Genomic DNA, 22,076 nt, shown 5'->3' with positions numbered 1-22,076 from the left:
AGAATTAAAAAGACAAGAAAATTAAAAGAATAAAAAATTATGTTTTTAATTGTTTTTAATTCTGCTAATTCTGAAAATTCTGTGAATTCTGATTCAGACAAAAAAAGACCTGCTAGGTTTTAAAAACCTAGCAGCTCTGTCGGAACAGGCGAAAAGGCTTGAAGGACTGGCAGAGATTACTCTCTTGTTTTTCATTGGGATTCTCCAGACAAGCTGTTATCTTTTTAAAAAAATCTCGCCGAACTCAGGTTATCTTAAATTGGCTATCACAAAAATGGTGTTGCTGAAGAGTTTTCCCTTCTTTATAAAAAATGAATTAAATCTTTAAACAAAACTATCCTTATCAATCCTTTTCTTAAATCCTTTATTCATAATAATACCTCATTTTTTTTAAGGCTAAACACAAGGCATTATTTATGCAATTACAGAATTAAAGTACGATTTCTTAAAATTAGTTATATAATTTGGCATTATGCAAGTAGGGAAATTGATACGACAAATTTTCTGGCTTTTACTCAGTTTCTTACCATTAGCGATTTGGATGAGTTTATGGCTGTCCCAGTCAAATACGGATAAAGTCACGAGTAAACCGCTGAATAAGCCAAATGTGCAAGCGTACATTAATGAACCCATTCAGCCATTACCTGAACAATTAACGCTCAATCTCGATAAGGTGCGTTTAGGGCAACAATTGTTTTATGACCCGCGTTTGTCCAAAAACAATAAAATGGCTTGTGTTTCCTGTCACGCCTTAACCGCAGAAGATAAGCCATACAAATCAACAGAATTCAATGGCACTAATATTCCGACTTTATATAATATTGGTTTTAATGTCTTTTTTAACTGGGATGGTCGGACAGAACAGCTCGGCGACGAAATCGACAACAGCATACATGCACCTGATAAACTAGCGACCGACTGGCAATCTTTAGCTACTGAATTACAACAATATATTGATTATGCAGAAGCCTTTAAACGGGTTTATCCTAATGCAAGGCTGAACGAAGTCACTATTAAAGAAGCCCTCACGCACTTTTTAAAATCAATTTATACCCCTAATGCTCGTTTTGATAAATTCTTGCGGGGCGATTTACAAGCACTGACTGATAAAGAAATGGAAGGTTATCAACTCTTTAAACAAGTTGGTTGTGTAGGCTGTCATCAAGGTATCAATATCGGGGGGAATTTGTTGCAAAAGATGGGATTAACAAGCGACTATTTTGCAGAACGTGATTATCGTGTATTGGATAACGGACGATTTAATTTAACAGGACAGGATGTTGATAGGTATGTGTTTCGCGTGCCAAGTTTACGCAATATCGCCAACACTGCGCCATATTTACACGATGGTAGTGTCAATAACCTAGCAGATGTTGTTGCAATCATGGCACGTTATCAGTTGGGACGACCTTTAACCAACGAACAAATTAAATTAATTGTCTCTTTTTTACAAACCCTTACAGGGGAATATCAAGGTAAGCCATTATGATACTGGCATTCGTCCGCAATAGCGTTTTTGTCATTGGCACAATACTATTAATTGCCTTTTTTTGGGCTAATATTCAAGCAATTAATCATACAGAACATGAGCAATTCATCAGCAATGCCCGCTTGTTAAAGGCAGGTTATGCAACCTTAAACCAAGACGTTTTAAAAGTGCGTTATGGCATTGTTAATCATTATGATGACTTGAATAAATCGCTCAATCAATTGACTGAATTATTAAATGATTTGCAACACTATCCGCGTTTTTTAACCGCGACAGAAACTTTACAACTCGCTCGCTATTTAGAAGAACAGCAAGCCAGTGTTAAACAAAAAAAGCAATTATTAGAATCTTTTAAATCTTTAGATGCCAGCTATAAAGGCTCATTTTTCTACTTTCCGACCTTTATTAATGAACTCAAACTTAAACTTAGTCAGCGTAAAAACTCCCTGCTGATTGATTCAAATCTGGAACAACTGCGCCGTGATATCCTGTATTACAACACCAGCCCCAATGAAGCCTTAAAACATACGATAGAAAATACCGTCAGCGAGCTAGAAACATTACTGCTAGATTCACGCACTAATGACCCAACACAAGGCACAATGGATGATGTCAACCGCTTACATCAACATGTCCAACTGATTTTAATGAATAAACCTGCCTTAGATGAACAACTGCAAGAATTAGTAACCCTTCCCGCCGATTACTACACAGAACCTTTGTTTACCGCTTATTCACATTACTACCAACAAGCACAAGAACGTGTTAAACAATACGAGTATTATCTCGTCGCGCTAATAATCTCAATCCTACTGATTATTCTTGGTTTTTTTAGCCATAAATTCCGTATTTACCAACGCAATGCCCAACAAGCACAGCAACAACTACAAAGCCTTTTTGAACACAGCCAAGAAGGATTTTTTCAACGTACCAGTGATGGGCACTACCTTTCTGTCAATCCTGCACTTGCACGTATTTTCGGCTTCGAAACCCCAAACGCACTGATACACGCCTTTAGTAAAGGTTATCAACGCTATGTCGCGCCTGAACAACTCAGTGACATCATTCATTTGCTGAAAAAACAAGATTACGTCAAAAATCACGAGTCACAAATCTATCGCCAACAAGGCACAACCGCATGGATTCGTGAAAATATACACGCAGTGCGTAATCCTAATGGCGACTTACTCTACTACGAAGGCATTGTCGAAGACATCAGCGAACGGAAACAATTAGAAGACAATATCCGCCAAGAAAAACAACTCACAGAACGTTTATTAACCACAGTGCTGCCTACCCCTATTGCAAAACAAGTGAAAGCAGGCAAACCATTACAAGCAGAATATGTAGAAGAAAGTACGGTTTTATTTGCTGATTTAGTAGGCTTTACCAACTTAACCCACCGTTTACCCCCTCAAGAATACGTGGATTTACTCAACCAAATTTTTAACACCTTTGACAAATTAGCTGAAGCCTATCGCTTAGAGAAAATTAAAACCATCGGGGATGCCTACATGGTTGCAGGTGGTGTACCCACCGCTCGTCTTGACCATGCCCAAGCCATTGCCGATATGGCACTCGACATGCGTGACGCAGTTCGTCAATTCCGTGCCGTCATTGGCGAAAATTTTGATGTGCGAATTGGCATACACTCAGGCGCAGTTGTTGCGGGTGTGATTGGCACTAAACGCTTCAACTATGACTTATGGGGCGACACGGTCAACATCGCCAGCCAAATGGAATCCACAGGATTAGCAGGCTGTATTCAAGTCAGCGAAACAACATACCAACTGCTACGCCAAGAATACTTATTCACCAGTCGTGGCACGCTCGACTTAAAAGGCAAAACCAAAACCCAAACCTATCTATTAAAAAATAAAAAATGGCAAGTGGTACACAATAGACAATCTGCTTAATTTCAAAAAAATCTCAATCAGTGATGAAACCGCTTTCAGAGTAAATGCTGCTAATGCTAAATAGTAAAAGCAGGTTCACTCTGGTCTTACCCTCACAAATAAACCACATTCACCTAACAACGATTGTCATAGCCCCGCTTAACAATAAACGCTGTTAGGTTTATCTTTTAAAGCAAGCCCTGTCGGTTTTAACACATCACATTGAGCACTTCATTGCTGAGAGATTTTTCTATGCAGCATCAAACCGCAAGCACTTATAAAATATTTGGTGAGTTTGTAGAAAAATTGCCTGAATACATTGAATCTTTGACTATTAACTTTTATCCCACCTATGCGCCACTAAAAAAACGCTGGGAAAATAATGGCTTGTCCGCTGACTTTATTGCGAACTATTTCCGCGTTTTTTATATCAGTAAACAGGAAGATATAATAGAAAATATTGATAATTACTTAGTTGATAATTTGCGTAATTCTGTTAAATATGTCGCAAATGAACTGCTAGAAAATGCAATGAAATTTCAAGATGAATCGATACCTTTTCGTAAAAGTACCGCAAGTATTGTGCTATCCCTACATAGCGATAAAATTATTTTTAGCGTCAGCAATTGCGCTACACTGATGCAAGCAACCAAGTTAGAACGTTATATAGAAAAATTATTAACTAATGATACTGCTGAACTTTATCTGCAAACCATGCGAAACAGCTTGAATAATTATCAAACTGACTATTCAGGCTTAGGACTTTTAAGCATGATTTGCGACCATGCTGCAAAATTAGGTTGGAAATTTCAACCAAATGAGTTAGATATGAATATTATAAATATTACAACCATGGTTACACTGAATGCAGAGCAACCATTGTAAAAGGCTAAAAGGATGCATAATGAATACCATCAAAGATGATAAATACATGGTTGTTTATCAGCCAGAACAAGCCAATATAATATTTAGCGGTTCTTTTATGTTAAACGGGACATCCGCTTATGAACCCATCTTAGAATTGATGAAAACCGCTGCTGAAGAGCAAACCATCAACCCCTTAACCATAGACATTCGTCAACTGCAATTTATCAATAGCTCAGGCATCAATATGATGACAAAGTTTGTCATGTATATCACTGAAGTAAAACAACTAAAAACAGAAGTAATCTTATTAATTACCCAAACAACAACATGGCAAAGAAAGTTATCCATTAACTTACAACGCCTGATGCCAAGTTTGCAGGAAAAATTAGCTTAACCTCCCCCGCCTTATCCCCCTCTCCACTCCACATCCACTAGGTCACGCCATTATGTTGGGCAATTTTTCTACAAAGAACCAGCAAGCCTTACTCGAACAAATCGACGAATTACAAAATAAATTACATGATGTCATGCTTGAAAAACAGCAGCTTGAAGAACAATTATCCGTTCGATTAGAGCAAAGCCTAGCAAAACAAGGCGTTGCTGTTACTGAAACAGAAAAATTACGCCAACAAATAGAAGGATTGAACAATACTAAGAAAAAATTAGAAATATCATTAGATGTTGTGACAGAACATGCTGATTTATTTGAAATGCAGTTAGTAGAATCACAAAATAATTTAGAACAAAAAGTTATTGAACGAACACAAGAATTAGCGGCTAAAAATCAGCAATTACAACTAGAAATTCAAGAGCGTTTACGGATAGAAGCAGAATTAATGCATGCAAAAGAATCTGCCGACACAGCACGTATTGTTGCAGAAATGGCAAATCGAGCAAAAAGTTCTTTTTTAGCAAAAATGAGTCATGAATTGCTAACCCCTTTAAATGCCATTTTAGGTTATAGCTATCTGGTACAAAAAGATTTAATTGAATGTTCACATATAGAACTAGCAGAAGAAGTTAAAGAAATTCAATTAGCAGGTGAACACTTATTGCGGTTAGTCAGTGACATTTTAGACGTGTCTAAAATTGAAACCGCCACGTTAGAATTAAAGCCGAGTGCTTTTGTTATCTATGACTTGATTACTGAAGTCGTGAATTTAATACAGCCAACACTTGGAGAAAAACAATTAATGGTACGTTGCAACAATAAAACGGGGATGATGTTTGCGGATATCACCCGTGTTAGACAAATCTTGCAACATCTTTTGTCGAATGCGGTGAAATTCACTCAACAAGGAAAAATTACTCTAGCGGTTAGAATTAAAGCGGAATCGGTTTTTTTACAAGTACGCGACACAGGTATTGGTATTCCCCGTGATAAATTACTCAGTATTTTTGAAGCCTTTAACCAAGTTGATAACTCTTACACACGTCGCTATGAAGGTTCAGGCATCGGCTTAACCCTCTGTAAGCAACTTTGTCAAGCAATGAATGGGAATATTCACGTTAAAAGCGTCTTAGATAAAGGCAGTATATTCACTGTGCAACTACCACGTAATACGGAAATGTTAGCAATGAATCAAAGGCAATAGTTTGTCTGAATTACTCCCCCTGTTTTGCAAATTTTATAAAAAAACAGAGACCTGCTAGGTTTTCAAAACCTAGCAGGTCTTTTTTTGTCTGAATCAGAATTCACAGAATTAGCAGAATTAAAAACATAATTTTTTATTCTTTTAATTTTCTTGTCTTTTTAATTCTGAAAATTCTGATTCAGACAATCTTTTAATCCTGAAAATCCTGATTCAGACAAGCTGTTGTCTTTTTTAAAAGAAACTCGCCGAACTCAGGTTAAACTAAGTAAACGCACTATAAAACGATGCGAAGGACTGGCAGTCCTGTGAGGACTGCCAGTCCTAAATTTAATCACTTTGTGGTACGTTTACTATAGTATGAGCGAGTTTTGGCAAGACATTGAAACACATTAAGTTTTTATGAAGGTTTAAAGCGATAAAAAAAGCCTATCCATCTATTTAAGAGACAGACAGGCTTTTAGGGTAAAGCAAAGCGGTTAATTAAACCGCGACATCCTCAACCTTATTTAGGAGAGAAAGGATGTTGTGTGCTATTGCGTTTTGCAACCACGTCTTGTGGTTTGGGTTCTCTGGCAATCGCGCGTTTTAAGGCTTCTTTGGTGGCTGCATAGTTGAAGTCGTAAATTTTGCTATCGTCTTCTGCTAACCAGTGAATGAACACACCAACGGAAATGAATACGTCATCCGCTTCTTCCATTGGGATAGTGCCATCGGCTAAGCAATCGGCAACTGCCATAGAAACCGCACGTTGTGCAGGGCCGAACATTTGTACAGCTTGTTTCGCGCCTTTGATGGTGACTTTGTTAAACATCACAGTAGAAGGTTTGACAGCTAAGTTAGGGGTTAAAACAGCTAATAAACCGTTAACGCCTTCTTTTTGGTTGGTCAGGGTTAAGCAAAAAGCATCTTCTGCGGCACTACCACGAGGACCGACGATTAAGTCAATGTGTGCAATTTCGTTGCCGTCGCCGACTAAAGACTCACCCACTAATACGCCGTCAATAACTTTGTTACCATGTGCTGACATTAACTTTTCCTCTCTATTTCATGTGATTTTTAAAATGGCTGTTGCCATTCGTGATGTTTTGGAATACGAAACTTGAACAGAGTCGCGTTAAGCATTCCCCCTCCTTTAGTTTCGCATTCATGCCTTAAAAAGCATCGGATGTGTCAGTTGTGCCATGAGTAGGCTTGCAACTGTCAAATCGGCACTTGTACCGGGATTTATCCCCCGTGTCTTTAGCCAATTATCAAACGTTAATAGGCTTAACTCAGATGGAAACGCTTCTTTTTTTATCCAGAAACGTGCTTGCGCTTGTACCTGTTCAGCGGTAGTACGTCCCCATTTTCTCACAATATGCGTGTCTAGGAAATCGCTTAAAAAGTGTAAGTATGTGAGAACCGTTACCATCGTTATATGATGACCTGCTATTAATAAATCTATTAACTTCGGTAAAAAATTAATAATATCAATGTAATTATTTGCGTATTGGTAGGCAATACGGTCTTGTTGTTGTGCTAACTGCATAATTTCTAGTAAAGACTGTGTTGGCGCGTTTTGTACGTCTTGCGTGTCGACTTTCCCTAACCCCGCAGGGTTAGCGGTGCGAATCGCTTCATAGGTTAAACACGCATCAGCTTGTGTTAATTGTTGTAGCACAAGGGGTAATGTATTTAACACTTCTCCCTGTTCTGTCGCTTTTGCAAGCGGTGCGCAGAGTAAAACAATGCCTAAATTCGTATTACAACCAACCGTTTCACGAGTAGCGATAATACTCTTTAAAATTCGTTCACCCACTGATAATTGTGGCGTTGCCAAAATAGGCGCGATACAGTCAGCACTACGGATAAAATCCGCAGTGGTCATGCCATGCCCTGCGCTGTGAATACTGACGTTTCCTGGTTTAAATGCCTGCAATTCCGTCACACACGCCCAGTGTATCGCCTGCTCAATGGCTTGTGCAGATAATCCCGTCATAAAACCGCATGTGCTTGCGTATAAGGGGATAAATACCGCGATACAAAATCATCTACCAAATATTGTGCAATATCGGCGTTACAAACTTGTTGCAATCCTTGCCATGCGGGTACGCCATTTACTTCTAAAACATAGGCTTGTCCATTAGCATCACGCATAATGTCCACGCCTGCATAGTCCACTTGAATCGCTTGGCTTGCCGCTTCTGCTAATTTAATTAGTTCAGGGTCTAACGCACTCGCGCGACAGCTTGCCCCTTGAGCACGATTAGTAATCCAATGCTGACTATGACGCAACATGGCTGCTTGTGCTTTGCCATTAATGACAAAGACGCGCCAATCGTGATAGCTCAATGTATTGCCACTTTTATCGATATTGGCACAAGAAATAAATTTCTGTAAATAATAAAGATGGTTATAAACCTCACCATCGGGCAAGTTGTCGCCTGCTTTTAAACGTAATAACCGTTTTCCTTGCGAACCAAACAGCGGTTTAAAAACAACCTCTTCCCCCCGCACAAACGCCGCTTGTAAAAATTGCGTTGCCTGCTCGCGGGATTCACACGCAATTGTCGGCGGTGTAGGAATGCCTGCCCGTTGCAATAAAAAGCTGGTCATGGATTTATCAACAGTACGTTCAATGGCTCGCACATCGTTATAAATAGGCACACCTGATGCTTTGAGCGCGTGTAAAATACCTAAGCGAACAGTAACTTGCTCAAATGTTCCGCCTGCAATACCGCGTACAAATACCCCATCGGGTAAACAATCTATAAATGTCGGAATGTGTAAGCCTGTCGGGCTGGTTAAATCAAAATAGCAATCGTTTAGGGATAAATATTGTGCTGTAATTTGATATTTTTCAAATGCTTTAACCAAGCGTTTACCATGCCAACCCGGAAAATCCGTGAAGATAACCACGCGACGCGCAGGATGCTGTGGCATATAGAGTCCTTTGGTGTATTATTTTTTTATAGTAATTTTTTTTTGTATAACTAATATAAATGATATTTCGTTTTATACAATAGTGTTGCCTCTAAAAAACGACAATGGTTTATACAAAATAAAGTTTTTTACTTTTCTGTCATAAAGATTTAAAGAATAGTCTCTCTATAGTAAACGTACTATAAAACGATGCCGAGGACTGCCAGTCCTAGATTTAAATCACTTTATGGTACGGTTACTATACAAGCGTTATTGATTACTTAAGCGTTTTGCAAAAGAAATGGCGTAAGCAGGGGAGCGAAAATTTAAAATAGGGTCGCTACTAGCGGCAATACCGTCGCTCATTACCAAGGGGTCATAATTGATTTTTTCACAGTCCGCGCCTTTTTGTGCCATCGCACTGCTAATTGTCAATGTCCCCACCTTGATTTTTTCCCGCTCATCAGACCATGCAACAGTTGGATTGTCTTCAACATCGCCCGCTACGCCTATCGTCACAATCATGTCCCAGCGGGCAGGGGCTTGTTTAACCTGTTCAATCAGGGTTTGTTCTAAAAAGTTCGCTGGCGATGATTTTAAAGCCTCATCTGATAAGGGTTTTTCCCCTGCTTCAGGCACAAACTGCCAACGTACTAACGTGGTTTTCTCAGCTTGATTGATAAATTTAAACGTATGAATGCCCCAATAAGCACTATTAACATAACTACTAGGCGGGTTATGGCTGGCTAAATACGCCGCTTGTGCCGCACTATCAGGATGAGAGGCTTTAAATGCCTTAATTTTTTCAGAGTCGGGCTTACCTGTTGCGGGGTCAGGTTGTGCCGCTTGAATCGCATCAAAAAAAGTTTGGGGTTGTGCCGCGCCAAAAATCGGCGTGTTTAACATGGTCATGTGTTGCAAGCCACCCTGTGACAATTTGAATTCTAACGCCATCCCGCGCGGACTTCTTGCTGTGTCTGGCGCGTTAGGATTGCCCCCCGCTAAAGAAAAACGGGCAACCACGGGAATTTTTTCTCCTGAAAATAAAGCAGAACGGGAATAAGGCGCGGCAGCAGTTGGAATGCCGACAAACTCACCGACCGCACAAACACCTTTTGTATGATTACGGCGTTCACCTTGTGTGACACCGAATGTTTTTTCTATCGCCTGCACCACTTGTTCAGGGGTAACAGCAGTTTTTGCCTCCTCAGCAAGACAGATAGGACTAACAACTAAGACCGTACTGATTAACAGGGAATGTGTTAAAGCATATTTAATTAACATCTTGTTTGTCCTTATAGAAATAGAAATGCAGATTAATCGCTGAGTGAAAATCCAATATAATCGACCTTGTATAAAAACACACATTAGTGGTTATCATAAGGTAATAAGTTCCATTTATTAGGTTACTTAACGCTAAAAACGATATGATGACCTTAATAAAAGGCTTTGATAACAGGATTATGAGCACGCACTTTTTAAAAAATAGGGTAGTGCTAAACAAGTTAGGTTTTAAATGCGTAAAACCTGATTCAGACAAAAGTTTTAAGATTAACCCATAAAATCCGACTTGTTTAGCACTATCTAATTTTGAATATCATTAATTTCAATTCATTAAAAATCGGATTAAATCTCCTTAATAAAACACGTTGCCCTTAGGAATTTGCATGAGTCATAGTTACGATGCCGCCGATATAGAAGTGTTGACGGGCTTAGACCCTGTACGTCGCCGTCCAGGTATGTACACCGATACCAGTCGCCCCAATCATCTTGCGCAAGAAGTAATTGATAATAGTGTTGATGAAGCCCTTGCAGGATATGCAAAACAAATTGATGTTGTTCTGCATCGTGATAATTCGTTGAGTATTACAGACGATGGGCGCGGGATGCCTGTCGATATTCATCCTGATGAAGGTATTTCTGGGGTTGAACTGATCCTTACGCGCTTACATGCAGGGGGAAAATTTTCACAGAAAAATTACCAATTTTCTGGGGGCTTGCATGGGGTCGGGGTTTCTGTCGTTAATGCGTTATCGCATTTTTTGGAAGTGACGATTAAACGCAATGGACAGTGTTATCGCATGAGTTTTGCCAATGGAGAAAAAGACAGCGATTTAAGCGTTATCGGGAATTGTGATAAACGCCACACAGGGACAACCGTGCGATTTTTACCGAATCCTGATTATTTTGATATTCCTCAATTTTCTGTTGCGCATTTAATCCACGTTTTGCGGGCAAAAGCGGTTTTATGTCCGCGTTTAAGCGTGAGTTTTACCGATGAAAACACGGGCGAGCAACAAACGTGGTGTTATGCGGATGGTTTAACCACTTATTTGTTAGCGCATTTACAGCAGGCAACTTGTTTACCAGAATCGCCCTTTATTGGGCATTTTACAGGCTCGACGGAAGCGGCTGATTGGGCGTTAACATGGGTTACTGAGGAACAGCCTTTATTAACAGAAAGTTACGTGAATTTAATCCCGACCTCGCAAGGGGGAACGCATGTTAATGGCTTGCGCAGTGGTTTATTAGAAGCCTTGCGGGAATTTTGTGATTATCGAAATTTATTACCGCGTGGGGTGAAATTAGTCGCGGAAGATGTGTGGAATTGTTGCGCTTATGTCTTATCGGTCAAAATTGGTGAGCCACAATTTTCAGGACAGACAAAAGAGCGGTTAGCCTCACGTTCTTGTGCCACTTTTGTTATGGGTGTTGTGCGCGATACTTTAAGCGTGTGGCTCAATCAGCATGTGGAAACAGGAGAACGCATTGCTGAATTGGTGATTAATCATGCACAAAAACGCTTAAAAGCAGAGAAGAAAGTAGTGCGGAAAAAAGCCACAAATGGTCCTGCTTTACCCGGAAAATTAGCTGATTGCAGTTTGCAAGATACAACGCGCACCGAATTATTTTTAGTCGAAGGCGACTCGGCGGGTGGTTCAGCAAAACAGGCACGAGATAGAACTTTTCAAGCAGTGATGCCTTTACGCGGCAAGATTTTAAACACGTGGGAAGTCGATTCGGCAGAGGTTTTAGCCTCGCAAGAGGTTCATGATATTGCCGTAGCAATCGGTGTTGACCCTGCTAGTCAGGATTTAGCCGAGTTACGTTATGGCAAAGTTTGTATTTTAGCGGATGCAGATTCTGATGGCGCACATATCGCTACTTTATTATGTGCTTTATTTGTAAAACATTTTCGTCAGTTAGTGGTAGCGGGACATGTTTATGTTGCAATGCCACCGTTATATCGAATTGATATCGGTAATCATATTTATTATGCCCTGAATGATGAGGAAAAAGAGGGCATTTTAAACCGTATCACGGCTGAGAAGAAAAAAGGCAAGGTGAATGTGCAACGGTTTAAAGGGTTGGGGGAAATGAACCCCTTGCAATTGCGAGAAACAACGATGGCAGTGGATACTCGTCGTTTAGTGCAGTTGACCTTAGATGAGGCTGAGACTGATAAAATGCTCGATATGTTATTGGCGAAAAAGCGGGCAACTGACCGAAAAAACTGGCTAGAAACGCATGGTATGTTAGAAAACGCCCTACGTTAATATTGATTTATTTCCTGTATTTTTATAAGGCTATCTCCATAAGGAATAGCCTTTATTTATTTTTATCGATTTTATTTCGCGCTGTCACAAACTGTGCAACACTGTTGTCGCAGATTTATGACAGCGAGGGGTACATGTTGCGTTTTTGAGGAACATGTCACTATTAAAAATCGTCACAATAAGAAAATTCGTTGATTAATTCTGTAGTTGCTAAGATTAACTTTATTTAATAATCTGGCATATTCTTTGCCTAAGTAAAGCTATTTATCAAAGTTGTTGTATTTTTACCATTACATCTCAACAACTGTTGTATATAAGCCGACTTTCGTTAAGCCGTGTCAATAATAGCTAGGTATTACCATGGATTAACAGTTGTGCTGTCCATGCTTAGGCATTGAAATCCCAAAGAGGATAGCAAAAAAATTACTACAACTACTTGTAATTTGCTGAGGAGAAATCATGAAAAACAATCAATTAAATACTATTGGCTTGCGCGTTGTTACTGTTTCCTGTTTATTAGCATTAGCCCCTATTAGCCATGCAGAAATTGCCTTAGGGGGTAATAATGGGTGGGAATTTAGCACAGACGGTAGTATTAACGGTTTCTTAGTTAATGAAAGCTCGGACGCTGTGCCCGAAAATACCGCAGGTGGGAATATTTCAGGCGAAGATTCTACCCGTGTCCGTACAGGTTTATTACCTGCTGTATTAGGTTTTAACATCCGTTCCCCCATGATTGATGGCATTCGTGGTAATGCCCGTATCGGTTTATACCCGCAAATTCAAAACGCTGGCACAAAAAACCAATTTGGCTCACAAATTGACTTACGGGAAGCCTTTTTCCGTGTTGAAGGCAATTTCGGGGAGGTTTTAGTTGGTCGTGCATTAAATCTGTTTCAAGCGAAAAACTTATTAACGGACATGACCTTATACGGTGTTGGGGTACAAGGTGGCGTAAATGGTGGCGGTACAACATTAGGTCGGATTGGTTACGGCTATATCTATTCTAACTTTAACGCCCAAATGCGTTATACCACTCCTAATATGAGCGGGTTGCAATTTTCAGGTTCTATCGTTGACCCCAGCCAAATTAAAGGCGATGTTGCCGCAACAGAAACCGATATGCCTGCTTTTGAAGGGGAATTATCCTATGCTTCTACTTTTGGCACGAATAAAGTACAGGCTTGGTTAAGCGGTTTATGGCAAGAAGCCAGCTTTACTACAGGCGGTGATGTCAGTGCTCGCGGGATTGCTATCGGCGCACAGTTTGCAATGGATAACGGCTTTGAATTCTTAGCCTCTGGTTATACGGGGCAAGCCTTAGGCTCTACCTTAATGCTAGATAGCGATTCATTAGACAGCGCAGGCGAAGAACGCGATAACGACGGCTTTATTGTGCAAGCGGCTTACACCATGAATTCGACTAAACTCGCCCTAAACTATGGTGAAAGCAACGCCGATGAAACCGATGCGGATAGATTATCAGGCGTTCGTCATATTTCTAAACAAAGCTCCACCACTGTCGGCGTTTATCATGATGTCAACAAATGGTTAAAAGTCGTCACTGAATACACCCGTGCTGATAATGAATGGTATGGCGAAGGGAGCGACCAATCTGCTGATGTCATCAGTGTCGGGGCTTTCTTCCTTTGGTAAACTGTTGCTAAATAGAGAGGCATAGACAATTAATGCGTGGACAACAGCAACATACATTGATTGTCTATATTACAATAACCTCTCGTTTTTTCATCCATCTACCAAAGACCCAAAGCCATGCGAGCCGTTAACTCTTTTATCACGCTTATCACTATTCTGACCCTCAGCTTTTCCAGCTTCACCGCTTCCGCATTCAGCCTCTTTAACGAAGCAGATAATAGTTATCTATGGCGATTCAAAGATGAACAATATGTCCGTCTTGCTCCCAATGAAGGCGCAAGTGCAAATCAGCATCCCGCTGAATTTACAACAGACCGTATTCGCGCGATTTTAGCCCCGCTACAAGTAGAACGCGATAAAACCACAATTCCCATATTTGAAGACCGTGAATTAGACATTCTTAGCCCTGCCATAGCAACAGGCTTAAGCCGTGCGACCCCTGCGGAAGATGTCACTTTTGCCATTATTGGTATGCATCGTGGCTTAATCAGCAATGAAAATCGAGTAACCACAGGACGCATTTTTTACCAAGCAGGTGCGTTACAGCTTGTTTTTGGCGACTTACATGCTGAAATTGATTACAGCCAAGACCGCCGTTTACACCCCTTTATTGCAGGCAGTCGCTACAAAAATACCGCGACAACGTGGAAAATCGTTCCACAAACAGGGCTAACCGTGCAACAGGCTCAAATTAGCATTGCGGTGGATGCCTTTGTTCAAGCCGCACAACAACGCGCTTTAAGTCGTGAAATGCCCGAAAAACTCGCAGGCGAAACCCAAAAAGTCAGCGCGGAAACCGCTCGTTTAACCGAAGAAGTTTCACAACTAAAGGCGGAAGTGCAAACTTTAAGACAATCCCCCAATACAACGGCACAATCCCCCGCAATGCTTAAAGCAACAACAACGCCTCCCGCAGAAACCCAAGAACTAAAACAAGCTGTTTCTAAATTACAACAAGAAGTTAAAACGCTTAAACAAACCCCGCCTGTTGTTTCCTCAACAAGTCCGACAGCGACTGCAACCAGCGTAGAAGAACGCTTATTAACCTTAAAATCCCTCCGTGAAAAAAATTTAATTACCGAAGCGGAATACCAACAAAAACGCAAGCAAATTTTAGATTCACTCTAATTTTAAACAGATAACCTTTTATTTTATATTAAAAAGTCTAGTGGAGAGTTTAAACTCACTAGGCTTTTTTTCTATGTTACCTGTCACATTGACATAGGTGACAAGCAACAATGTTTCTGATCCGAAACAGCCATGAATATGGCATACTATATGATTTGAGTTATTTTGCTATTATGAGGTAATACAATGGATTTTCTAATTCAAAATGCATGGGCTGAAGGGGCTGCCGCCTCTGCGGGTGGTGGATTTGCAAGCCTGATTCCTTTAGTAATTTTATTTGTCGTGTTTTACTTCTTGTTAATTCGTCCGCAAACTAAGCGGGTGAAAGAACATAAAAAAATGGTAGATTCCTTAGCAAAAGGTGATGAAATTGTCACCCAAGGCGGTTTACTCGGTAAAGTGACAAACTTAGGCGACAATTTTATTGCCGTTGAAGTTGCACCCAATATTGAAGTAAAGATTCAACGCCAAGCGGTTGCTGCTGTTATGCCCAAAGGCACGATTAAAGCCTTATAAATTTCCCTTATTACAACTCACTGTTTTAAAGAATCCGAATGAACCAATACCCACTTTGGAAATATATTCTAATTGGCGTAGTGATTTTCATCGGGAGTTTATTTGCATTGCCTAATCTCTTTGGCGAAGACCCCGCTGTTCAAATATCTCCCCCTTACGCCCGTAATGTCACACTAGACGACTCAGTCAAGCAAACTGTTGAAACAGCCCTTAAAGGCGCAAACATCAACTATGACAGTATCGAACTCAGTCCCGAACGCATTCTTGTTCGCCTAGCAGACACTGATACCCAATTAAAAGCCTATTCCATCTTAACGGATGCAATGAAAGGCTATGTTGTTGCTCAAAATCTTGCCCCCGCAACCCCGTCATGGCTATCCGCATTAGGCGCGAAACCCATGTATTTAGGCTTAGATTTGCGTGGTGGCGTGCATTTTCTCATGCAAGTGGACATGAAAGCCGCTATTCAACAAGATGAAGAAACCACGATTAATGATATGCGTACCCTATTCCGTAACGAAAAAATGCGCTATCAATCCCTTAATCGTGAAGCCATGGGTGGCATTGTTGTGACATTTAGCGATGCAGAAACCCGTGACAAAGCCGATGCATTACTGAAAAAAGAATATACCGACTTTAGCATTGCAGAAAAAAATACCGTTGATAGCTTTGGTCTAACGTTGAAATTTACCGAAGAAGCGATTAAAAACCGCCAATCGACCGCACTTGAGCAAAATATCACCACCTTACGCAATCGGATTAATGAATTAGGGGTTGCAGAACCCGTGATTCAACAACAAGGCACAGAACGGATTGTTGTACAATTACCTGGTGTGCAAGACACTGCGCGAGCAAAAGAAATTCTAGGCGCGACTGCAACTTTAGAATTCCGCTTAGTTGAAGGTGACCCCAGCGAATGGGCAGAAGCAGAACGTTCCAACAAAATTCCCTTAAATGCCCGTCTGTATCAACGCCGTGATGGTTCACCGATTCTGTTAAAACGTAACGTTATCGTCACAGGAGACCAAATCAGCGGCGCGTCAGCGACCATAGACCAACGCACAGGCAGTCCTGCAGCTAGCGTGCGCTTAAATGGCAAAGGGGCAGACCGTATGTTCGAAACCACCCGCGAAAACGTTGGCAAACCGATGGCGGTTGTATTTATCGAATATAAAACAGACAGCATCAAAGGGGCAGACGGACAAGAAATTAAAACCCGTCGCAAAGTAGAAGAAGTCATTAACGTTGCCACGATTCAAGAAGCCTTTGGTAAAAGTTTCCAAATTACGGGCTTAAACACCAGCGAAGCGCATAACCTCGCCCTATTACTCCGTGCAGGCGCGTTAAAAGCCCCGATGGAAATTGTCGAAGAACGCACTGTTGGCCCTAGCCTTGGGCAAGAAAATATCTCACAAGGTTTCTGGTCTATCACCATCGCCTTTATTGGTGTGCTGATTTTCATGGTCTGGCGTTATCACATTTTTGGCTTAGTCGCAAATGTCTCCTTATTCACTAATGTGATTCTACTCATAGCCCTACTCTCCTTAATTCAAGCAACGCTGACCCTACCGGGGATGGCGGGGATTGTTTTAACTTTAGGGATGGCAGTTGATGCTAACGTATTAATTTACGAAAGAATCCGCGAAGAAATACACAATGGCAATACACCACAAGCCAGTATTCACTCAGGCTTTGACAAAGCATTTTCTACCATTGCCGACTCTAACATTACCACCCTTATTGCGGGTGTTGTCCTCTTTGGTTTTGGGACAGGACCGATTAAAGGTTTTGCCGTCGTTCTCTGTTTAGGCATTCTAACCTCCATGTTTACCGCCATCATGGTTAGTCGTGCGATTATCAACCACTTCTACGGTGGCAAAAAACTCAGCAAGTTGCCTGTGTAAAACGTGAAGGAATTCATATGCGTTCACTGAATAGATTTGACTACAATTTTGATTTTTTAAGCGATAAAAAACGTCGTGTTGCTTTAATCATCTCTGCAACCATTATCATTGTTTCATTGCTTGCCATTGCGATTCGTGGTTTAAACTTTGGTTTAGACTTCACGGGGGGAACACTGATACAAGTAGAGTATAAAGAAGCGGTAGAACTTTCTACCGTGCGTAATCAGCTACATAACAACAATTATCCTGATGCTGTTGTGCAACACTTTGGCACAACCAAAGATGTACTGATTCGCTTAGGCATCCATGCAGAAACCGACAATAAAAACCTAAGTGCCAATATTCTCGATATCCTCAAAAAGGATAACGCGAATGTAGAACTGCGACGGGTAGAGTTTGTTGGTCCTCAAGTGGGCGGAGAATTAATCGAAGCGGGTTTACTATCCATTTTAATCACCATGCTTTGCATGTTGATTTACATTGCCCTCCGTTTCGAATGGCGATTTGCAATCGGTGCAATCTTATCCTTACTGCATGACCCCATCTTAATTTTTGGGATTTTCGCGCTTTTCCAACTAGAGTTTGATTTAACCGTCTTAGCAGCTATCTTAGCGGTTATTGGTTATTCCATTAACGATACTATCGTTGTGTTTGACCGTATTCGCGATAATTTTATCAAACTGCGTAAAACCACGGCACAAGAGGTAATGAATATCTCTGTCAACCAAACTTTAAGCCGTACCATTATGACAGCGGCAACAACATTAATTGTGGTTGTTATTCTGTTTTTCTTTGGCGGTAGCTTAATCCACAACTTTGCTTTAGCATTGATTATTGGGATATTAATTGGAACATACTCCTCTATCTATATCGCCAGTGCGGTTGCATTGATGCTAGGCATTAGTAAAACAGACTTAATGCCTGTGAAGAAAGAGGGTGAAGAGTTCGATAAAATGCCTTAATACATGATGAGGGTATTCAATAATCAGACTCTTTAGACAGACTAAAAACCCGACAAGGTTATTGTCGGGTTTTTTTTCGGGAAAATATAGCAACCGTATTTTAAAAAGAGAATAAAAAATGACCTATTCAATAGATTTCCGTAAGAAAGTCTTAAAAGTGAAACAAGAAGAACATCTTACCATAGCAGCGGTAGCAAAACGCTTTCAAATAGCCATCGCGAGCGTCGTCAGGTGGAGCAAAGTATTGGAAGCCAAAGGGACACGTAACAGACCAACTAAAATAGACATGGAAGCCCTAAAACAAGATGTTGCGTTATATCCCGATGCTTACCATTATGAACGCGCAACCCGTTATTGATGCGCTCTTTTTATTGAACTCTATTTAATCTTTTTATAATTCGTTTGCTATATAGTAAACGCACTATAAAATAGTGCGAAGGACTGGCAGTCCTAAATTTAAATCGCTTTGTGGTACGTTTACTATATTTTCTAACTCAAAGTAAACTCAGCAAAGCATATGCAATGGATAACAAGGTAAGTTATGCTATTGGCATACTAAAAAATGAACAAAGGAGATTAGGAGCATGTTAAGAGTTATTTTTAATCAAAAAGGTGGCGTTGGAAAGTCAACAATTACCTGCAATTTAGCAGCTATCAGTGCCGCACGCGGGCATAAAACGTTAGTCGTTGATTTAGACGCACAAGCTAACTCTAGTTATTACTTATTAGGGAAAGCATTGACAAATGAAACGTTGGGAATTACGCAATTTTTTGAACAATTACTGACATTTACTTTTCAAGAAAAGAAGATTAATGCATTTATACAACCCACTCATTATGAAAATTTGAGCGTTTTACCCTCAAATGCAAATCTCAGTGATATAGAAAGTAAGCTAGAAGCACGACATAAAATTTATAAATTACGAGATGCGTTAAAAACACTAGCTGAAGAATACGAACATATATTTATTGATACCCCTCCAGCCCTAAACTTTTACACACAATCAGCCCTAATTGCCGCAGACCGCTGTTTAATTCCTTTTGACTGTGACGACTTTTCCCGCCGTGCCTTATATGCACTGAATGACAATGTGCGTGAAATTCAACAAGATCACAATGACCGTTTACGGATTGAAGGCATTATCGTCAACCAATTTCAACCACGGGCTAAATTACCGACTCAATTAGTAGAAGAACTTATCGGCGAAGGACAACCCGTTTTAAATACCCGCTTAATCAGTTCTGTTAAAGTGCGAGAATCCCACCAAGTTGCAAAACCACTGATTTACTTCGCCCAAGACCATAAAATGACAGAAGTTTTTAACCAACTCTATGACGAGTTAGAAAAACGGGGATAACCCTATCTAATTAACGACTTTAATAGATGCTTCTAGTTGAGAGACTGCAAGCATCAACCCCACATACGAGACAATCCACATAATTATCAAAATCCATTGAGTAATTGGCGAAAAATACAACGCGCTCAACGCCGACAAACTGCACGCACACATCAAACCATACTCCACCAAAACGGTGCGCCTGTGTCCCCAACCTAACTGAACTAAGCGTTGATAATAATGTGTTTTATGAGCTTGCCAGATTTTTTCCCCGCGCAATAACCGTTTAAATAAAGTTACTGTTGCATCCACAATAAACGGTGAGAAAATTAACACCGCAATCCATAGCGGAAAAATCCCATACCGTTGCCCCCATAAACTTAACGCGGCCGCTAAAAAGCCCAACGTTGACGACCCTGTATCCCCCATAAAAATTTTAGCGGGTGGAAAATTAAATACTAAAAATCCAGCAACAGCACTGATTAATAACAAATTAACCAGCATAAATACCATATCCCCTTTTAACCCGCCTAAAATAGCAAATGTTCCAAAACCAATAATTGCCATCCCCCCTGCAAAACCATCCATTCCATCCATAAAGTTATATAAATTAATCATCCACACTACAAAAAATAAAGATAAAACAATCTGTAATCCCTCAGGCAAAAGCCAAGCAATATTAGGCAATAACAAATGAGTTAACCAATATCCGCCCTGAGATAACAATAAGAGTGTCGCAATAATATGAATAATCAGACGCTTTAGCGCAGATAATTCGTAACAATCATCTAAAAAAGAAATCAGTGCGATTAATAAAGCCCCTAAATAAATCCATAACAAATGAGATTGAATTTCCATATAAAAAAAGTACATTAAAAACATAGCCCCTGCAAAACCTGATAAAAAAGCAACGCCTCCTGTAATCGGAGTCGGACGGGTATGCAAAGACCGCTGATTAGGAATATTAACGACATAAAGAAAAGCATCAGGACGAGTAAATTGTCGAGTCAAACCCAGTGCAATGAAGAATGCAAATAGCATTAAAACCAGTACCATGTTTAATATCCTAACCTAGGTTATTAGTCTTTGATTTAATATTACTAATTAAGATGATTATACAATGCTCAAAAAAAAATTGCATGGATGCTTGACAGCCTACCAGAACATGCATATCATATGCGCTTTCCAAGTTGATGGGGCTATAGCTCAGCTGGGAGAGCGCTACAATGGCATTGTAGAGGTCGACGGTTCGATCCCGTCTAGCTCCACCATCAAATAAAATTTTAAATGAAGCAGTTTACAAATTAGTTATTATTTGTTAAAATGACCGCTTCATAAGATTTAAAGATTTAACTACGTCCCTATCGTCTAGCGGCCTAGGACATCGCCCTTTCACGGCGGTAACGGGGGTTCGAACCCCCCTAGGGACGCCACACTCCGTCTATCCCATACATACTACGAAACAGTTTGCAATCGCTTGTATTAAAAAGTGATTCTGGCTTGAAAAAAACTGTAATTGTTTCGTTTTCAATTTCAATTCCTGTCAGAAACATCGATAAAACAGCTCTTACTCTTGCTGGGTTCTCATCTTTTATTTGTTCAATTAACGACTGGCTGATGTAACCAATATCCCTTTCTTTGAGCGTAATGGGAGACGGTTTTGTTATGTCTAAGGTTTCTATTTGTTGCAATAGATTTTTAACTTCGGTCTCTGTCTGAATTAAGCGTTGATATAAAGACTCTGGGCTGTCCTTAGCCATCGTAAGGGGGCATTGTCCATCCTACGTTTGCTTGGCTAAGGAGTTGTCACAGCATAGATATTTATCTCAAAGGAGATACTGTATTTACTGGTTAGTTGCAATAGTGATGCAGGTATTGACACAGAGCAACATGCCGTATTTTCAAACCAAGAAAGCCCAAATTGCAATTCAAGCTCATCAATATGAAATGATGCACGTAACCTTTCTAGTTGTGCAACGTTTTCTTTAAGAAAAGTTATGGCATCTTCTATCAGTGGGTCTAAGAATTCTTCTTCTGATATATCTACCGAAAAACCTGAATAATCGCTAGTAACCTAAGTTCGGCGAGATTCTTTTAAAAAGACAACAGCTTGTCTGAAGCTTGTCTGAATCAGAATTCACAGAATTTTCAGAATTAGCAGGATTAAAAACATTAATTTTTTGGTTTAAGGGTTTTAAATCCTGTTAATTCTGCTAATTCTGATTCAGACAAATGCTTGTCTTTTTAAAAAATCTCGCCGAACTCAGGT

19 protein-coding genes and 2 tRNA genes are annotated in these 22,076 nt (G+C 40.2%); 15 read left to right on the top strand and 6 right to left on the bottom strand.

Annotation, left to right across the window (positions count from 1 at the left end; translation table 11 throughout):
• Positions 1-472: 472 nt before the first annotated feature.
• From BEGALDRAFT_RS17250 to BEGALDRAFT_RS17230, 5 genes are all read left to right on the top strand, one after another.
• Entirely contained in the window at positions 473-1,489 is a 1,017-nt protein-coding gene (locus BEGALDRAFT_RS17250) for a cytochrome-c peroxidase (RefSeq protein ID WP_002692259.1), read from the top strand.
• A complete protein-coding gene (locus tag BEGALDRAFT_RS18590) occupies positions 1,486-3,405 on the top strand; it encodes an adenylate/guanylate cyclase domain-containing protein (RefSeq protein WP_002692257.1) in 1,920 nt (639 codons plus the stop codon). Before BEGALDRAFT_RS17250 ends, BEGALDRAFT_RS18590 begins: the two co-directional genes overlap by 4 nt.
• A gap of 231 nt (positions 3,406-3,636) precedes the next feature.
• Positions 3,637-4,269, top strand: coding sequence for a DUF6272 family protein (locus tag BEGALDRAFT_RS17240; RefSeq protein WP_002692255.1), 633 nt, complete (start codon positions 3,637-3,639; stop codon positions 4,267-4,269).
• A 19-nt stretch (positions 4,270-4,288) separates the two neighbouring features.
• Entirely contained in the window at positions 4,289-4,645 is a 357-nt protein-coding gene (locus tag BEGALDRAFT_RS17235; protein ID WP_002692253.1) for a slr1659 superfamily regulator, read from the top strand.
• Positions 4,646-4,697: 52 nt separating this feature from the next.
• Positions 4,698-5,846 carry a sensor histidine kinase gene (locus BEGALDRAFT_RS17230; protein WP_002692252.1) on the top strand — a complete coding sequence of 383 codons (1,149 nt, stop codon included), beginning with the start codon at positions 4,698-4,700 and terminating at the stop codon, positions 5,844-5,846.
• Between the two features lie 502 nt (positions 5,847-6,348).
• On the opposite strand, the gene fae is transcribed toward BEGALDRAFT_RS17230, so the two are convergent.
• From fae to BEGALDRAFT_RS17210, 4 genes are all read right to left on the bottom strand, one after another.
• Positions 6,349-6,873, bottom strand: coding sequence for a formaldehyde-activating enzyme (gene fae / locus BEGALDRAFT_RS17225; protein ID WP_002692250.1), 525 nt, complete (start codon positions 6,871-6,873; stop codon positions 6,349-6,351).
• A gap of 117 nt (positions 6,874-6,990) precedes the next feature.
• Entirely contained in the window at positions 6,991-7,824 is an 834-nt protein-coding gene (locus BEGALDRAFT_RS17220) for a triphosphoribosyl-dephospho-CoA synthase (RefSeq protein ID WP_002692247.1), read from the bottom strand.
• A complete protein-coding gene (locus BEGALDRAFT_RS17215) occupies positions 7,821-8,768 on the bottom strand; it encodes an ATP-grasp domain-containing protein (RefSeq protein WP_002692245.1) in 948 nt (315 codons plus the stop codon). Before BEGALDRAFT_RS17215 ends, BEGALDRAFT_RS17220 begins: the two co-directional genes overlap by 4 nt.
• A 249-nt stretch (positions 8,769-9,017) precedes the next feature.
• Entirely contained in the window at positions 9,018-10,031 is a 1,014-nt protein-coding gene (locus BEGALDRAFT_RS17210; RefSeq protein ID WP_002692243.1) for a catalase family peroxidase, read from the bottom strand.
• Positions 10,032-10,414: 383 nt separating this feature from the next.
• On the opposite strand from BEGALDRAFT_RS17210, the gene parE reads away from it, so the two are divergent.
• From parE to BEGALDRAFT_RS17170, 8 genes are all read left to right on the top strand, one after another.
• Positions 10,415-12,304: a DNA topoisomerase IV subunit B gene (gene parE / locus BEGALDRAFT_RS17205; protein ID WP_002692242.1), complete on the top strand. Its 1,890-nt coding sequence runs from the start codon at positions 10,415-10,417 to the stop codon at positions 12,302-12,304.
• A 459-nt stretch (positions 12,305-12,763) separates the two neighbouring features.
• Positions 12,764-13,960: a porin gene (locus BEGALDRAFT_RS17200; protein WP_002692240.1), complete on the top strand. Its 1,197-nt coding sequence runs from the start codon at positions 12,764-12,766 to the stop codon at positions 13,958-13,960.
• Between the two features lie 117 nt (positions 13,961-14,077).
• Positions 14,078-15,088 (top strand): SHOCT domain-containing protein, encoded by a 1,011-nt coding sequence (locus tag BEGALDRAFT_RS19450; RefSeq protein WP_002692238.1) that lies wholly within the window; start codon positions 14,078-14,080, stop codon positions 15,086-15,088.
• A 186-nt stretch (positions 15,089-15,274) separates the two neighbouring features.
• A complete protein-coding gene (gene yajC / locus BEGALDRAFT_RS17190) occupies positions 15,275-15,604 on the top strand; it encodes a preprotein translocase subunit YajC (RefSeq protein WP_002692236.1) in 330 nt (109 codons plus the stop codon).
• Positions 15,605-15,642: 38 nt separating this feature from the next.
• The gene (gene secD, locus BEGALDRAFT_RS17185) at positions 15,643-17,508 is read left to right on the top strand and encodes a protein translocase subunit SecD (RefSeq protein ID WP_002692234.1); all 1,866 of its coding nucleotides are present in this window, start codon (positions 15,643-15,645) and stop codon (positions 17,506-17,508) included.
• Between the two features lie 17 nt (positions 17,509-17,525).
• The gene (gene secF, locus BEGALDRAFT_RS17180) at positions 17,526-18,470 is read left to right on the top strand and encodes a protein translocase subunit SecF (protein ID WP_002692232.1); all 945 of its coding nucleotides are present in this window, start codon (positions 17,526-17,528) and stop codon (positions 18,468-18,470) included.
• A 118-nt stretch (positions 18,471-18,588) separates the two neighbouring features.
• Positions 18,589-18,828 (top strand): IS630 transposase-related protein, encoded by a 240-nt coding sequence (locus BEGALDRAFT_RS17175; protein WP_002692231.1) that lies wholly within the window; start codon positions 18,589-18,591, stop codon positions 18,826-18,828.
• Positions 18,829-19,054: 226 nt separating this feature from the next.
• Positions 19,055-19,828, top strand: a complete 774-nt coding sequence (locus BEGALDRAFT_RS17170) for a ParA family protein (RefSeq protein WP_002692229.1) — start codon at positions 19,055-19,057, stop codon at positions 19,826-19,828.
• 6 nt (positions 19,829-19,834) lie between these two features.
• On the opposite strand, the gene BEGALDRAFT_RS17165 is transcribed toward BEGALDRAFT_RS17170, so the two are convergent.
• On the bottom strand, positions 19,835-20,863 hold the full coding sequence (locus BEGALDRAFT_RS17165; RefSeq protein WP_002692227.1) for an MraY family glycosyltransferase: 1,029 nt from the start codon (positions 20,861-20,863) through the stop codon (positions 19,835-19,837).
• A gap of 139 nt (positions 20,864-21,002) precedes the next feature.
• Here BEGALDRAFT_RS17165 and BEGALDRAFT_RS17160 point away from each other — a divergent pair.
• A tRNA-Ala gene (locus BEGALDRAFT_RS17160) sits at positions 21,003-21,078 on the top strand.
• Between the two features lie 86 nt (positions 21,079-21,164).
• Positions 21,165-21,240, top strand: a tRNA-Glu gene (locus tag BEGALDRAFT_RS17155).
• Here the strand turns inward: BEGALDRAFT_RS17155 and BEGALDRAFT_RS19035 are convergent.
• Entirely contained in the window at positions 21,229-21,567 is a 339-nt protein-coding gene (locus tag BEGALDRAFT_RS19035; protein ID WP_002692225.1) for a hypothetical protein, read from the bottom strand. The genes BEGALDRAFT_RS17155 and BEGALDRAFT_RS19035 overlap by 12 nt on opposite strands.
• Between the last annotated feature and the right edge of the window lie 509 nt (positions 21,568-22,076).

It is taken from the genome of Beggiatoa alba B18LD (assembly GCF_000245015.1).
Classification (GTDB): Bacteria; Pseudomonadota; Gammaproteobacteria; order Beggiatoales; family Beggiatoaceae; genus Beggiatoa; species Beggiatoa alba.
This window is presented reverse-complemented; position numbering and strand designations above follow the sequence as displayed.